Annotated in this window: 17 protein-coding genes; 4 read left to right on the forward strand and 13 right to left on the reverse strand. The window is 64.6% G+C overall.

All coding sequences use genetic code 11. From position 1 onward, the window contains the following. The first annotated feature begins 200 nt into the window (after positions 1-200). On the forward strand, positions 201-1109 hold the full coding sequence (locus ACZYOF_RS20520) for an NAD(P)-dependent oxidoreductase (protein WP_463716926.1): 909 nt from the start codon (positions 201-203) through the stop codon (positions 1107-1109). 336 nt (positions 1110-1445) lie between these two features. On the opposite strand, the gene ACZYOF_RS20525 is transcribed toward ACZYOF_RS20520, so the two are convergent. From ACZYOF_RS20525 to argH, 4 genes are all read right to left on the reverse strand, one after another. Then, positions 1446-1673, reverse strand: coding sequence for a hypothetical protein (locus tag ACZYOF_RS20525; protein WP_130582602.1), 228 nt, complete (start codon positions 1671-1673; stop codon positions 1446-1448). A 414-nt stretch (positions 1674-2087) separates the two neighbouring features. After that, entirely contained in the window at positions 2088-3353 is a 1266-nt protein-coding gene (gene lysA / locus ACZYOF_RS20530; protein WP_463716927.1) for a diaminopimelate decarboxylase, read from the reverse strand. A 7-nt stretch (positions 3354-3360) separates the two neighbouring features. Further along, on the reverse strand, positions 3361-3633 hold the full coding sequence (gene lptM / locus ACZYOF_RS20535) for an LPS translocon maturation chaperone LptM (protein ID WP_282530242.1): 273 nt from the start codon (positions 3631-3633) through the stop codon (positions 3361-3363). Between the two features lie 92 nt (positions 3634-3725). Further along, positions 3726-5123 carry an argininosuccinate lyase gene (gene argH, locus ACZYOF_RS20540; RefSeq protein WP_463716928.1) on the reverse strand — a complete coding sequence of 466 codons (1398 nt, stop codon included), beginning with the start codon at positions 5121-5123 and terminating at the stop codon, positions 3726-3728. A 120-nt stretch (positions 5124-5243) separates the two neighbouring features. Here argH and tlpA point away from each other — a divergent pair, with 120 nt between their 5' ends. Next, positions 5244-5921, forward strand: a complete 678-nt coding sequence (gene tlpA, locus ACZYOF_RS20545; protein WP_463716929.1) for a thiol:disulfide interchange protein TlpA — start codon at positions 5244-5246, stop codon at positions 5919-5921. Here tlpA and ACZYOF_RS20550 read toward each other — a convergent pair. The 6 genes from ACZYOF_RS20550 to ACZYOF_RS20575 form a co-directional block, all read right to left on the reverse strand. After that, positions 5918-6106, reverse strand: a complete 189-nt coding sequence (locus ACZYOF_RS20550) for a putative motility protein (protein ID WP_028163775.1) — start codon at positions 6104-6106, stop codon at positions 5918-5920. The two genes, tlpA and ACZYOF_RS20550, sit on opposite strands and share 4 nt — an antisense overlap. Before the next feature lie 178 nt (positions 6107-6284). Then, positions 6285-7166: a 3-hydroxybutyryl-CoA dehydrogenase gene (locus ACZYOF_RS20555; protein WP_130582593.1), complete on the reverse strand. Its 882-nt coding sequence runs from the start codon at positions 7164-7166 to the stop codon at positions 6285-6287. A gap of 234 nt (positions 7167-7400) precedes the next feature. Next, positions 7401-8351: an electron transfer flavoprotein subunit alpha/FixB family protein gene (locus tag ACZYOF_RS20560; RefSeq protein WP_394569795.1), complete on the reverse strand. Its 951-nt coding sequence runs from the start codon at positions 8349-8351 to the stop codon at positions 7401-7403. Continuing rightward, complete coding sequence (locus ACZYOF_RS20565; RefSeq protein ID WP_130583380.1) at positions 8352-9101, reverse strand: electron transfer flavoprotein subunit beta/FixA family protein; 750 nt, start codon at positions 9099-9101, stop codon at positions 8352-8354. It abuts the gene before it with no gap. A gap of 162 nt (positions 9102-9263) precedes the next feature. Further along, positions 9264-9836, reverse strand: coding sequence for a cob(I)yrinic acid a,c-diamide adenosyltransferase (locus ACZYOF_RS20570; RefSeq protein WP_130583379.1), 573 nt, complete (start codon positions 9834-9836; stop codon positions 9264-9266). A 42-nt stretch (positions 9837-9878) separates the two neighbouring features. Next, complete coding sequence (locus tag ACZYOF_RS20575) at positions 9879-10073, reverse strand: twin transmembrane helix small protein (protein ID WP_035690040.1); 195 nt, start codon at positions 10071-10073, stop codon at positions 9879-9881. Positions 10074-10194: 121 nt separating this feature from the next. Here ACZYOF_RS20575 and ACZYOF_RS20580 point away from each other — a divergent pair, with 121 nt between their 5' ends. Further along, entirely contained in the window at positions 10195-11088 is an 894-nt protein-coding gene (locus ACZYOF_RS20580; RefSeq protein WP_130583378.1) for a YihY/virulence factor BrkB family protein, read from the forward strand. On the opposite strand, the gene ACZYOF_RS20585 is transcribed toward ACZYOF_RS20580, so the two are convergent. Continuing rightward, positions 11015-12265: an ATP-binding protein gene (locus tag ACZYOF_RS20585; RefSeq protein WP_463716930.1), complete on the reverse strand. Its 1251-nt coding sequence runs from the start codon at positions 12263-12265 to the stop codon at positions 11015-11017. The genes ACZYOF_RS20580 and ACZYOF_RS20585 overlap by 74 nt on opposite strands. Before the next feature lie 86 nt (positions 12266-12351). After that, complete coding sequence (gene gluQRS / locus ACZYOF_RS20590; RefSeq protein WP_463716931.1) at positions 12352-13224, reverse strand: tRNA glutamyl-Q(34) synthetase GluQRS; 873 nt, start codon at positions 13222-13224, stop codon at positions 12352-12354. Positions 13225-13341: 117 nt separating this feature from the next. On the opposite strand from gluQRS, the gene ACZYOF_RS20595 reads away from it, so the two are divergent. Further along, positions 13342-13992: a DNA-3-methyladenine glycosylase family protein gene (locus ACZYOF_RS20595; protein ID WP_130583376.1), complete on the forward strand. Its 651-nt coding sequence runs from the start codon at positions 13342-13344 to the stop codon at positions 13990-13992. 99 nt (positions 13993-14091) lie between these two features. Here ACZYOF_RS20595 and ACZYOF_RS20600 read toward each other — a convergent pair whose 3' ends face one another. Next, entirely contained in the window at positions 14092-14979 is an 888-nt protein-coding gene (locus ACZYOF_RS20600) for a LysR family transcriptional regulator (protein ID WP_463716932.1), read from the reverse strand. Positions 14980-15062: the final 83 nt, after the last annotated feature.

Raw genomic sequence — 15062 nt, forward strand, 5'->3', positions numbered from 1 at the left:
GCATCCCATCTTGGCCAGCGATCATCCGATCGCATCAAACAGGCCGGACATATGGATGCAAGCGATCCGATCACCTCAAAAGCTCTTGTGCCACGGGGGCCGTCCACATATGGGTCCCCGCCTTCGCGGGGGACGACAGTGAGTGTGTGGCGCGCTGTTTCGCCGCAACGGCCCTCGCAAACAACGATAAAGGAAACACCATGGAAATTGGATTCATCGGCCTCGGGAACATGGGTTTCCCGATGGCGCGCCGGCTGGTCGAGGCCGGGCATCAACTTACCGTGTTCGATACGCGCAAGGAGGCCGTCGAGCGACTGACCGCGCGCGGCGCGCTAGCCGCGTCCTCGCCCAAGGAGATCGCCGACCGGGTCGAGACCGTGATGGCGAGCCTGCCTTCGCTGCAGGCCTCGCTCGAGGTCGCGACCAGCGCCGGCGGCGTGATCGAGGGCAAGCGCGTCAAGCGCTTCGTCGATCTCTCAACCGTCGGCTCGCAAATGGCGGTACGCATCCACGGCCTGCTGGCGAAGCGCAACATCGTGCAGATCGACAGCCCCGTCAGCGGCGGTGTCGGCGGTGCCGAAAAAGGAACGCTGGCGGTGATGGTCTCCGGTCCGCGTGCGGACTACGAGGCGCTGAAACCGGCGCTCGACGTGATCGGCAAAGTGTTCTTCATCGGCGAGAAGCCGGGCTCGGGGCAGACGATGAAGCTCGCCAATAATTTCCTGTCGGCGACTGCAATGGTTGCGACCTCGGAAGCGGTGGTGATGGGCGTGAAGTCCGGGCTCGATCCGGCCGTGATGATCGATGTCATCAATGCGGGCTCGGGCATGAATACGGCGAGCCGCGACAAGTTTCCGCGCTCGGTGCTGCCGCGCACGTTCGATTTCGGCTTCGCCACCGGCTTGATGGTGAAGGACGTGCGGCTGTGCGTGGAAGAGATGAAGTCGCTCGGCCTGTCGATGGAAGTCGCCGAAGCCGTCGGCCGCCTCTGGGAAACCGTGATCCGCGAAACGGGCGCGGAGTCCGACTTCACCTCCGCGATCAAGCCGATCGAGAAAGCGGCGGGCGTCGTGGTCGGTGGCGCAAAGGGCAGTCACGCGGCGAAGTGAACTGTCGAAGTAAGATGTCATCCCGGGGTAGCTGTCGTCCCGGGCTTGCGCGCCGCGGCGAAGCCTCTTGGCGAAGCCTCTTGGCGAAGCCGGGACCCGGAACCCATAACCACAGGGTTTGGCGACGTGCGAATCTGCAACCACTTGCTCGCACCAAACACCATCCTGTGGTTATGGGTCCCCGCCTTCGCGAGGACGACACCGAGCAAGGTGACGCTCAAATCGAAAAGTAAAAACCGCCATAGTCAAGAAGAAAGACCGCCTCGCGGCGGTCTTTGCGATTTCCACGAAGATGTTTTGTGTCGGTCGCTTTTGTGGCCCCCAACAGCGCAAGCGCTATTTCGAGTTGCGACGGCGCCTGACGTACCAATAGACGCCTGCAGCGACGAGGAAGGGAAGTCCTGCGCCCGCGAGCGGGCCGGGCGCGCCACGATACGTTCCCTGGCCGACATAGGTGTAGACTTGGTCGGGAGGGAAGAACAGCGTGGCCGTGAAGTACACACCGGCGGGCACCGCCGCCGCCATCAAGAGGAAAATCGCGAGAACCCAGCCTGGCAATGACATTGTTACACCCCACACAGCCGTATTTGATAATATTAATCTCACTCGAATTTAAATACCTGTCAACGGAGATTTAATATTTAAATGGCAGGCATGCGAAAATGACGCAGGGACAGGGACCAAAAAGCAAAAATACTATGCGCTGTCCGAGACTTATCGGTTACATCGAGAGTCCGCGGATGCCGCTCCGCGGCTGTGGGATGGTGTGATCACCGTTTTGTTAAGGCGAAGCTACCCAGGCGCGCCCCGTCAGAGCTCAAAACGGCTCCTCAGGCTTCCGTACTCCACCGGGAATTCGCCCGGGAGGCCTGGTTATTGAAAATTTCCGCTGTCGCGCGGATTTTCCGATCGTTAAACTGAATTATACAAGCTGTTAAATCGCGACGGCGTTTAAATGAATTAATTCCCGATCGCCGCTCACAGCCACGGCGCGGACTTGTCCATCGCGATCAGCGCCTCGACCTCGACCCGCGGGCGCACGACGGCATACTGATCGTCCTTGACCAGCACTTCCGGCACCAGGGGCCTGGTGTTGTAGCTGCCGGACTGCACCGCGCCGTAGGCGCCGGCGGTCATGATGGCCAGGAGATCGCCGGGCTTGGGCTCGGGCAGCGAACGGTCGAGCGCGAGATAGTCGCCGCTTTCGCAGACCGGGCCGACCACGTCGGCAACCATCATGGGCGCGTCTTTCTTGGCCTGCCGCACCGGCAGGATGTCGTGATGCGCTTCGTACAGCGTCGGCCGGATCAGGTCGTTCATCGCGGCATCGATGATGACGAAGTTCTTGGCATCGCCATGCTTCACATAGATCACGCGGGTGACCAGGATGCCGGCATTGCCGACGATCATCCGCCCCGGCTCGAACATCAGCGTGCAGCCGAGGTTATGCGTCACGCGCTTGACCATCGCGGCATAGGCGTCCGGCGCCGGCGGCGCCTCGCGGTCCATGTAATAGGGAATGCCGAGGCCGCCGCCGAAATCGATATGCGAGATGTTGTGGCCGTCGGCGCGCAAGGTCTGGACGAATTCGGCAAGGATCCGGAACGCGGTCTCCATCTTGCTGAGATCGGTGATCTGGCTGCCGATATGCATGTCGGCCCCTCGCACCTCGATGCCCGGCAGCTTCGCGGCGCGGGCATAGACGTCTCTCGCACGGGAGATCGGGATGCCGAACTTGTTCTCGGACTTGCCGGTCGAGATCTTGGCATGCGTGCCGGCATCGACGTCGGGATTGACGCGCACCGAAATGCGCACGGTCTTACCCATCTCGGCCGCAAGGCGCGACAACAGCTCGAGCTCGGGCTCGGATTCGATGTTGATGCAGAGGATGTCGGCGGAAAGCGCGGCGCGCAGCTCGGCCTCGGTCTTGCCGACGCCGGAGAAGACGATCTTCGACGGCGGGATGCCGGCGGCGAGCGCCCGCTTCAATTCGCCGCCCGAGACCACGTCGGCTCCGGCGCCGAGCTTTGCCAAGGTGCGCAGGACCGATTGGTTGGAATTGGCCTTCATGGCGTAGCAGACGAGCACCTTCTCGCCGGCGAAGGCTTCGGTGAACACCCGGTAATGGCGCTCCAAGGTCGCAGTCGAATAGCAATAGAACGGCGTGCCCACGATCTCGGCAAGCTTGGACAGGTCAACCGCTTCGGCGTGCAGCACGCCGTCGCGATAGTCGAAATGATTCATGGCGCGCTCAGTCGAGAAGCGGATCGAGGACGAAGGATCGCTGGCGACCCTTGGCCGCGGCCGGCGGCGCATCCGTTCCGTAGTTCGGATTGAACAGGCTGGGCTCGGCTGCCCGCCGGGTCTCGGTATCGCCGTCCGGCGCGGCCGGCGTCTGCGCCGAGCTCGCGGTCGGCGGCAGGTCGAGCGGTCCCTTGCGTCCGCAGCCGCCAAGCGTCAGCGCGGCAACGCCGACAAGGATGAGAGCCCATCCCGACCGGGTCAGGCGGTGGTTACTGGTCACGACGAAATCCCCAATGCGGGCCGCACCATACAAACATTGATTTGCTCTGGCGAGCCCCCGGATAACCATGAGATTGCAGCGAAATTTGTCGTTCAGCCCAATTTTCGCTGTTTTTCCAGCCGCTTTGCCCAGGCCTTCGCCTGGGAAAGCACATTCCTAGGCGCGGTGCCGCCGTAGCTGGTGCGGCTTTTCACCGATGATTCGACCGACAGCACTTTCAGCGCGTCGGCGGTGATCTTCGGCTCGACCTCCTGCATCGCGGTCAGCGGCAGCTCGTGGAGGGCGACGCCCCGCTCCGAGGCCAGCGCCACGATGCGGCCGGTGACGTGATGGGCCTCGCGGAACGGCATTTTCAGGGTCCGCACCAGCCAGTCGGCGAGGTCGGTGGCGGTGGCATAGCCCTCGCCGGCCGCGGCTTTCATCCGCCCTTCGTCGGGCACGAGGTCTTCGACCATGCCGGTCATGGCGCGGATCGCGAGCGAGAGCGCTGCAAAGGCTTCCATCGCGCCCTGCTTGTCCTCCTGCATGTCCTTCTGATAGGCGAGCGGCAGGCCCTTCATCACGATCAGGAGCGCGGTGAGCGCACCGATCACCCGGCCGGTCTTGGCGCGCACCAGTTCCGCCGCATCCGGATTGCGCTTCTGCGGCATGATCGAGGAGCCGGTGGTGAACTTGTCGCTGAGCCGCACCAGGCCAACCAGCGGCGAGGTCCAGACCACGATCTCCTCGGCGAAGCGCGACAGGTGCACGGCCGTGATCGCGGCGGCCGACAGGGTTTCCAGGACAAAATCGCGGTCGGAGACGGCATCGAGCGAATTTGCCATCGGGCGGTCGAAACCGAGCGTTTTTGCCGTCGCGGCCCGGTCGATCGGGAATGAGGTGCCGGCGAGTGCGGCGGCGCCGAGCGGCGATTCGTTCAGCCGCTTGCGGGCGTCAGCGAAGCGGCCGCGGTCGCGCGCCGCCATCTCGACATAGGCCAGCAGGTGATGCCCGAAGGTCACGGGCTGGGCGGTCTGCAAATGGGTGAAGCCGGGCATCACGGTTGCCGCATGTTCCAGCGCGCGGTCGACCAGCGCCTGCTGGAACGCGGCCAGCGCCGCATCCACCTCGTCGATGGCGTCGCGGACATAGAGGCGGAAGTCGGTCGCGACCTGATCGTTGCGAGAGCGCGCGGTGTGCAGCCGGCCGGCGGCCGGGCCGATCAACTCCGACAGCCGGCTCTCGACGTTCATATGGATATCTTCGAGCGCGCGCTTGAAATCGAACGACCCCTTGTCGATTTCTGACAAAATCGTGTCTAGACCTTTGCCGATATTTTTCGCATCAGACGCGGTGATAATGCCTTGCGCGGCGAGCATCGCGGCGTGGGCCTTGGACGCGGCAATGTCCTGGGCATAAAGGTGACGATCGACGTCGATGGAGACGTTGATTTCCTCCATGATCGCGTCGGGACGTTCGGAGAACCGCCCGCCCCACATCTTGTTGCTCATGATTGCTTGCTCACGACTTCTTCAAACTTCAGGCCTGCCCTTGATCGCCCGACCGTCAAAACCGACCGGCCACCGGCGCTGGCCCTGCTTAGCCATATCTGACGCGGAATGACAAACGATATGCCCGAAACTCCCCCGTCCCGTGGCGCCGCGCGCCGGATCCCGCTCGTAATCGGCGCAGTGCTGGTCGGCGCGCTGATCGGCTATGCCGGCGTCTCCGGATTTGGCGGGCTGATGCGGCGCGGCCCGGCCGGCGACCCGGCCTGCAGCGGCGCGGTCGATCTGGCGAAGAAGCTCACCCCGCTGGCGCAGGGCGAACTCGCCGCGCTGACGATGGCGACAAAGCCCGTGCGGGTCCCGGACCTCGCCTTCGAGGACGCCGAGGGCAAGCCGAGGAAGCTGTCCGACTGGCGCGGCAAGACCGTGCTGGTGAACCTCTGGGCCACCTGGTGCGTGCCCTGCCGCAAGGAGATGCCGGCGCTGGACGCGCTGCAGGCCAAGCTCGGCAGCAAGGATTTCGAGGTGGTGGCGATCAACATCGACACCCGTGACTTCGACAAGCCGAAGAATTTCCTGAAAGACGCCAACCTGACCCGGCTCGGCTATTTCAGCGACGCGAAAGCCAAGGTTTTCCAAGATCTTAAGAGCATAGGCAAGGCGCTTGGGATGCCGACCTCGATGCTGGTCGACGGCAACGGCTGCGAAATCGCGACCATCGCGGGGCCCGCAGAATGGGCGAGCGACGATGCGGTGAAGCTGATCACGGCCGCCGTGCAGCCGGCCGCGGCGGGGATTTAGGCCACGACGTTCAGGTTGCCGCCGACGCCCGGCGCCAGATTGGCCGTCGACGGCGCGCCCAGCAGGGTCTGGACCGCGGATTTCTCGGCGTCCGCATTGGATTTGATGATCGAGGTCTGAATCTGCGACTGCAGGCCGCCGGCCTGCATGGCCAGAATGCCCGAGACCATGCTCATCATGTCCATACGCGGTACTCCCCAATTCGGGCGCACTATAGGCGGCGGGGGTTAATGAATGCTTCCCCGCGTGCCCGGGACACGGTGCGTAGGATGGGTAGAGCGAAGCAAAACCCATCATTCAGGCCGCTTGCTTCATCGCGATGGGTTTCGCTTCGCTCTACCCATCCTACGGCTTCCGGAGCAGCTAGCGCGTCGGGACTGGTTTTTCGCCGCGGTAGTCGTAGAAACCGCGCTGGGTCTTGCGGCCGAGCCAGCCGGCCTCGACGTATTTCACCAAGAGCGGGCACGGCCGGTATTTTGAATCCGCGAGCCCCTCATGCAGCACCTGCATGATCGACAGACAGGTGTCCAGCCCGATGAAATCGGCGAGTTCCAGCGGGCCCATCGGATGGTGGGCCCCTAACTTCATGGCCGCGTCGATCGCCTCGACATTCCCGACGCCCTCATAGAGCGTGTAGATCGCCTCGTTGATCATCGGCAGCAGGATGCGGTTGACGATGAAGGCCGGAAAATCCTCCGATACCGCGACCTGCTTGCCGAGCTTGCCGACGAACGTCTTGGCAGCGTCGAAGGTCGCATCATCAGTGGCGATGCCGCGGATCAGCTCGACCAACTCCATCAGCGGCACCGGATTCATGAAATGAATGCCGATGAAGCGCTCGGGGCGATCGGTGGAGGCAGCGAGCCGCGTGATCGAGAGCGAGGAGGAGTTGGAGGCGACGATCGCCTCCGGCTTCAGGATCGCACAGAGATCGTGGAAGATCTTGCGCTTGGTCTCTTCCTTCTCGACCGCGGTCTCGATCACAAGATCGCAATCCGCCAGTTCGTCGAGGCTTTCGGTCGCGACGATCCGGGACAGCGCCTGCTTACGCTGCTCCTCGGTGATGGACTTCTTGGCCACCTGGCGCGACAGATTGCCGTTGATGGTTGCGAGCGCCGATTTCACGCGATCGGCGGAAATGTCGTTGAGCAGCACGTCGAAACCCGCAAGCGCCGCCACATGGGCAATGCCGTTACCCATCTGGCCCGAGCCGATCACGCCGACCTTCTTGATTGCGACCGTCATGTTGTCATCCACCGGGACAGCGCGTCCATCGCGCCTAGCCCAAGTCCCTCCCCAATATCCGACAAGTCTTACGTTTGTGCATGACCTTTTCCTAAACCGGCGCCCACTTAGCGCCAACGCGGCGCTCCGGGTAGAGATCATGCTTCGGCGAGAGGGTACCTGCTTCGCCGGAAAACGCCATTCAAAAACAGAACACCGGCCGGGGCTGAACCATCCGGCCGGTGTTCTCTTTGCTTATTTTCCGAGCTTGCCGAGCGCTTCGGTGAGCTCCGGAACCGCCTGGTAGAGGTCGGCGACGAGGCCGTAATCGGCGACCTGGAAGATCGGCGCGTCCTCGTCCTTGTTGATCGCGACGATCACCTTGGAGTCCTTCATGCCGGCCAGATGCTGGATCGCGCCGGAGATACCGACCGCGACATAAAGTTCCGGCGCCACCACCTTGCCGGTCTGGCCAACCTGCCAGTCGTTCGGGGCATAGCCGGCATCGACCGCGGCGCGCGAGGCGCCAACGCCGGCACCAAGCTTGTCGGCCAGCGGTTCGATGTACTTGGCGAAATTCTCCCGGCTCTGCATGGCGCGGCCGCCGGAGACGATGATCTTGGCCGAGGTGAGCTCCGGACGGTCGCTCTTGGCGACCTCCTCGCCGAGGAAGCTGGAGAGACCGGGATCGGCCGCAGCCGCCACCGTCTCGACCGGCGCGCTGCCGCCCTCGCCCGCCGCCGCGAAGGTCGAGGTGCGGACCGTGATCACCTTTTTGGCGTCCTTGGACTTCACCGTCTGGATCGCGTTACCGGCATAGATCGGACGCTCGAAGGTATCAGGCGCGACCACCTTGATGATCTCGGAAACCTGCATGACGTCGAGCAGGGCCGCGACGCGCGGCATCACGTTCTTGAAGCGCGAGGTCGCGGGCGCGACGATCGCATCATAAGACGGCGCTAGCGAGACGATCAGCGCGGCAAGCGGCTCGGCGAGATCGTGGGCATAGGCCTCGCCTTCAGCGACCAGCACCTTCTTGACGCCGGCGAGCTTCGCCGCCGTTTCGGCCGCGGCCTTGGTGCCCGCCCCGCCGCCGGCGACCAGCACATGCACGTCGCCGCCCAACTGGCTGGCGGCGGTCAGCGCCTTGTTGGTGACGTCCTTCAGCTTCTCGTGTTCGTGTTCGGCAATCAGCAATGTCGTCATTTAGAGAACCCCGGCTTCGGTCTTGAGCTTCGACACCAGTTCGGCGACGTCCTTGACCTTGACGCCCGCCTTGCGGCCTGCCGGTTCCGAAGTCTTGAGGATTTCGAGATGCGGCGTGAGATCGACGCCGTAATCGGCGGCGTTCTTGTCGTCGATCGGCTTCTTCTTCGCCTTCATGATGTTGGGCAGCGAGGCGTAGCGCGGCTCGTTGAGGCGGAGGTCGGTGGTGACGATCGCCGGGCCCTTCAGCTTCACGGTCTGCAGGCCGCCGTCGACTTCGCGCGTCACCTTGAAGTCAGAACCTTCGACCTCGAGCTTGGAGGCGAACGTCGCCTGCGACCAGCCGAGCAGCGCGGCCAGCATCTGGCCGGTCTGGTTGCTATCGTCATCGATCGCCTGCTTGCCGAGGATGACGAGGCCGGGCTTCTCCGCCTCGACCACCGACTTCAGGAGCTTGGCGACTGCGAGCGGCTCCACCGTGCCCTCGGCCTTGACCAGGATACCGCGGTCGGCGCCCATCGCCAGTCCCGTGCGGATGGTCTCGGAAGCTTGCGCCGGGCCGATCGACACCACCACGACCTCGGTCGCCTTGCCGGCTTCCTTCAGCCGCAACGCTTCCTCGACCGCGATCTCGTCGAACGGGTTCATCGACATCTTGACATTGGCGAGCTCCACGCCCGATCCGTCACTCTTGACGCGGACCTTGACGTTGTAGTCGACGACCCGCTTTACCGGCACAAGAACCTTCATCGATCCTCTTTCGCTTTGAAATTAGGGGGTTGATTGGCTTGGGCGCGGAACCTAAAGGTCCCGCTATCGGCGGTCAACGCGCGAAAGCCAAAAATCGGCCCCGGGGATTTCAAACCCATTCTAGAGCATATCCGGTTCTGATTGCATCCGCTTGAAAACGCTTTAGCGGTTCTGCCCGGGCACCCACAACACGTCGCCGGCGCCCTTGTCGTTCTGGAAGCGGCTGGCCACAAACAGGAAATCCGACAGGCGGTTCATATACTGGATGCCAGCCTCGCTGACCGGCTCGTCCGGCCTGGCCGCAAGTTCCACCATCATCCGTTCCGCCCGGCGGCAAATCGTACGGGCGAGGTGCAGATAGGCCGCCGCCGGGGTACCGCCGGGGAGCACGAAAGAGGTTAACGGCGCGAGCTCGGCATTGAGCGTGTCGATGTCGCGCTCGAGCCGCTCGACTTGGCTCGCCAGCATCCGCAAACGCTCCGCCTTGCCCTCGCGCTGGGGCACCGCGAGGTCGGCACCAAGATCGAACAGGTCGTTTTGGATCAGGCCGAGCATGCGGTCGAGCGCGGGGTTATCCGCAAGATGAAGCCGCACCACGCCGATCGCGGCATTGGTTTCGTCCACCGTGCCGTAGGCGCTGACGCGCAGATCATATTTCGGCCGCCGCTCACCGCTTCCGAGCGCGGTCGTGCCGTCGTCGCCGGTGCGCGTATAAATCTTGTTGAGCACGACCATGTTCAGCTCCGTGACTATCCCTCCTGCAGGGAGAGGTAAGAACTAGCGCCCCATCGCCCAGACCGCGAGCATCGCGATCACGATGGCGACGAATTGCAGCAAGACGCGCAGCCGCATCAATTTCTGCGAGGTGTTCGGCGAGCCGCCGCGCATCATGTTGGCGAGACCGAGCAGCAGGACCACCCCGACGGCGCCGACCGCGATCGGGAGAATGAACGTACTTAAGAAGGATGCCATCTACGCTACATAACACCGCGATATCCGAAGCGCCACATGGGGCAAATGCAACGATCTGGCGTTTGGCGCGATTATATCGGAAGCTGGTGTGCGGCTTGGGCTGGCCGGATCAGGGTGGGAAGTGAAGCAGGTTCGCTACGTCTACAGCGTCGTGATGGATGCGTTCTACACGTTCCTCGCCGACGACGGCTGGGCGATTGCGAGCCATATCGCGCTGTCGACCCTGATGGCGCTGTTCCCGTTCCTGATCGTGCTGACCTCCCTCGCCGGCTTTTTCGGCTCCAAGGAACTGGCCGACCAGGCCGCCAGCCTGCTGCTGCAGACTTGGCCGAAACAGGTCGCAGACACGCTGTCGAGCCAGGTCCACGACGTCCTGACGACCACCCGCGGCGACATCCTCACCATCGGCGCGGCGCTCGCGGTCTATTTCGCCTCCAACGGCGTCGAAGCGCTGCGGGTGGCGCTGAACCGCGCCTATGCCGTCGTCGAGCGGCGGCGCTGGTACTGGCTCCGGCTCGAATCGATCGGCTACACCCTGATCGCCGCCGTCACCTCGCTCGCGATGGCGTTCCTGATCGTGCTCGGTCCGTTGACACTCGAGACCGCACGGCGCTTCATTCCGTTCTTCGTCGAGAGCAACGAGCGCATCCTCAACATCACACGTTACGGCATCACGATCACGGCGCTGACCGTCGCGCTGCTCATCCTGCACGCCTGGCTGCCCGCGGGGCGCCGCAGCTTCCTGCAGATCCTGCCCGGCATCATCTTCACCATGGTGGCTTCGCTGATATCAGGCATCGTGTTCGGCCAGTACCTGGCGCGCTTCGCCAACAATTACGTCACGATGTATGCGGGGCTCGCGTCGGTGATCATCGCGCTGGTGTTCCTGTATTTCATCGCCGCGATCTTCGTCTATGGCGGCGAGTTGAACGCGGCGATCATCAAGTCGCGTCTGCCGAAGGGCGTATCGCTTCAAGCAGCGCAGTCGCTAAAGCACGCGGACTCACAGGCTTGACCAGGAACGCGTCGGCGCCGGCCGCGCGCGAGGCCGCCTCGTCCTCGCTGCGGCCGGAAATCCCGATGATCGGAATGCGGCCGAGCGGCGGCTGAAGCGCGCGGATACGCCTGATCGCCTCGACCCCGTCGATGCTGGGCAGCACCATATCCATCAGCACGGCGTCGAAGGCGCCCTGCGTGAGCCGCTCCGGCGCCGCTTCGCCCTCGCCGATGAACTCCGCCTGATGGCCGAGCTCGGTGAGGATGGTGTTGAGCACGACGCGGCCGAACGGATTGTCCTCGACGCTGAGCAGCCGCAGCGCGCGCGGCGACCCCGCCGGGACGTCGCTCCCTGCATCGCCTTTGGATGCGGCCGGTTCGCCGGCGGACGCCAGCACGATCGTCAGCGTGAAGGTGGTGCCCCCGCCTCGCCGCTGCCTGGCGACGATGTCGCCGCCCATGGCCCGCGCAAGCTGCTTGACCGAGGAGAGGCCGAGGCCCGCGCCGCCGAAGCGCGAGGCGACCCGGACATTGGCCTGCGAGAACGGACGGAACAGACGCTTGATCTCGGCGAGCGAAAGCCCGATGCCGCTGTCGGAGACGGCAAAGGCGACCCGGACCTTGCCTTTCACGGCGCGCATCGGCGTGACCGCGAGCGCGACTGTTCCCCGCTCGGTGAACTTGACCGCGTTGTCGATCAGGTTCTCCAGCGCCGCACGCAGCCGAATGGAATCGCCGACGGCGAAGGCGGGCAACTTTTCGGAGATATCGACCGAGGGCTGCAGGCCCTTGGCCGCCGCCCGCCCGGCGAGTGAATTCCCGGCGTTGCGGGCAAGCGTGTGCAGGTCGAAGAAATCCTGCCGGATCTCGAGGCCGGGGCCACGGCTTCGCGCCGCATCCACGAACAGGGTCGCGAGGCTGGCCAGATGCTCGGCGCCGGCCTGGATGGTATCGACCCAGCGTCGCTCGCGCTCGTCGAGGTCGGAGGTCGCAAGCAGGTTGCTGATCGCGAGAATGCCGGTGAGCGGGGTGCGGACCTCATGCGCGAAAGCCGCCAGCGCGGTTTCGACCACGCCGGGCCCTGCCTCCGCAGGCGCGCGCACGCGGCGTGCTTTTGCCGCCTTCAAGACACGCTTCCGCGACGGCGTCTTCTTGGGATGCCGAATGGTGCGCCCAACGCGCGATCTTGCCGCCATGATTCCCGTGAACCCTGCCCCGGCTGGCAGAATGGCATGCCGAGGCGGCCGGTGTCACGGAGACCTTTGGCCGACGGCCCCTGGCTCTAAGACAAGCCAACGAGACGACGGATATCAGCGGGCGTCGCGCCGTCGGCGCGCAGTTCCCGCAAGGCGGTCGCCTTGGTCGACTTCGACAGTTTCTGCCCGGCCGAATCGGGGATCAGCCTGTGGTGCCGGTAGGCCGGCGGTGCGATCCCGAGCAGCGCCTGCAGCAGCCGGTGCACGCTGGTCGCCCAGAACAGGTCCTGCCCCCTGATAACGTCGGTCACCCCCTGCAGGGCGTCGTCGATCACGACCGAGAGGTGATAACTGGTCGGCGTCTCCTTGCGCGCCAGGATGACGTCACCCCACGCCTCCGGCCGGGCGGGTACGGTTCCGTGCTCGCCGGCCGGCCCCTCGGCCTGTTCGGTCCAGGTCAGATCTTTGACCCGCGCGCGAGCCGCCGCCATATTCAACCGCAGCGCGTAAGGCGTGCCGGCCTCGATCAACCGCAGCCGGTCGACCGCCGGCAACGATCGCGCGGCGCCCGGATAGAGCGGCGCACCATCGGGATCGCGCGGCCATGGTCCAGCCGCCTCGCGCTCGGCGACCAGACGCGCGATTTCAGCGCGGCTCTCGAAGCTCGGATAGAGCAGGCCCTGCGCGGTCAATTGCTCGACCGCCTTGCGATAGGCATCGAGATGCTCCGACTGACGCCGCACCGGCGTCTCCCAGGCCATGCCGAGCCACGCAAGGTCCTCGTAGATCGCAGTCTCGAACTCCACCCGGCAGCGCGTCGGGTCGATGTCCTCGATCCGCAGCAGGAATCGTCCCCCGGCCTCGCGCGCGAGATCAAAATTCAACAACGCCGAAAAAGCGTGGCCGAGATGGAGATAACCGTTCGGGCTCGGCGCGAATCGGAAAACGGGTGGCGACATTGTATTGGAATTCGTCATTGCCGGGCTTGACCCGGCAATCCATCCTCTAGGACTCTTATCGATAGCAGATGGATGCGCGGGTCAAGCCCGCGCATGACGCGACGAGACTGTTCCTCCATGCTCATCCACTTCGAAACTCAGTCAGACCTCGAAGACGCAATCGAAACTCTTGTGAAGCAGGACAAGCGGCTGAGGCCGGTTCTGGAGGTCACCGGCATGCCGGCGCTGCGGCAGCGCGAGCCGGGCTTCGCCGGGCTTGCCGCGATCGTCTGCGGCCAGCAGCTTTCGACCGCGAGCGCCGCGGCGATCTGGGGCCGCGTCAGCAAGGCGTTCGATCCCTTTCATCATGATGCGATCGGCAAGGCGCGCGCCGATCGGCTTGGCCGGCTCGGCCTGTCGGCGGCGAAAATCAAGACGCTGAAGCACATCGCGCGCGAGCTCGCCGCCGAACGGCTGAACCTCGACGTGCTCGCGAACGAAGAGGCCGACATCGCCCACAACACGCTGACCGCACTGCCCGGCATCGGCCCATGGACCGCGGACATCTATCTGTTGTTCTGCCTCGGCCATGGCGACGCCTGGCCGGCGGGCGATCTCGCCGTGCAGGAGGCGGTGAAGATCGGATTGGGGTTGAAGGAGCGGCCGACCGCAAAACAGATGGCGCCGCTTGCCGAGCCCTGGCGCCCGCTGCGCGGCGCCGCCGCGCATCTGTGGTGGGCCTATTACCGGGTGCTGAAGAAACGCGAAGGCGTGATCGCAGCTTCGTAGCCCGGGTGAAGCGCCAGGGTAACCCGGGACCGCTCGTCGACGCCGATGCAGGTGTCCCGGGTTACGCGTTCCGCTCCACCCGGGCTACGAAAGGTGTCGCTAGCCGCGCAGCCTGATGCGGTCTTCGCGGGCACTGGCTGTGACGAAGCTGGTGACGGCGCGGACGGCGGGCAGCTCGATCAGGTCCGGATGCGCGAGCAGCCAGAGATCGGAGACGCTGCCGAGCTTCTGCGGTGCGACCCGCACCAGATCTGGGTGGCTCGAAGCGACGAAGCACGACAGCGCCGAGATGCCGAGGCCGGCGCGCGCAGCGGCCAGCATGTCGCCTTGCGACGAGCAGCGCATTACGACCGTTCCTTGCCGCGTAATGAAGTCGCTCCAGCGCGCCAGATCCGCGTTCGACGCCTGGTCGGCAAACCCGATGATGCTGTGCCCCCGCCACTCGTCGCGCCGCTCCGGCAGCTTGCGCCGCGCGGCATAGTCGCGCGAGGCGTAGAACCCGGTGCCGAGCCGGCCTATTCTGCGCCCGATCAGGTTCTCCTCGCCAGCGTCGACCGGCCGCAGCACCACGTCGGCCTCGCGGCGGCGCACGCTTGCCGGAAACGGATGGGTGATGATCTCAAGCTGGATATGGTCGTGGTCACGCAGGAACGGCCCGAGCCGCGGCATCAGCCAGTGCGCGGCCAGCGTCGCACCGATCGACAGCTTCACGACGCCTCTCGCCTGCTCGCCGGTTGCGGAAGCCGCGGCCTCGGCGCGGAGTGCCGCAGCCGCCATGGCTTCGGCATGCTCGCGAAACTTGCGACCCTGCGAGGTCAGCGACAATCCGTCATTGGAACGCGCGAACAGGCGGGTGCCGAGTTGCTTCTCGAGCGCCGCGATCTTGCGGCCGACGGTCGGATGGCTGGCGCGCAGGCGGCGCCCGGCCGCGGCGAAACTCCTGGTCTCCGCCACGGCGACGAAGGTCTTGCACAAGTCCCAATCCATCCGACTGCCTCGCGTCGATAGCCCGTTCATTCCTGGTAGATTGACTGTTCAATATTGAACGCCGTCGTCGCGCCGTCCAGCCC

Source organism: Bradyrhizobium sp. LeoA1Lang (genome assembly GCF_055413685.1).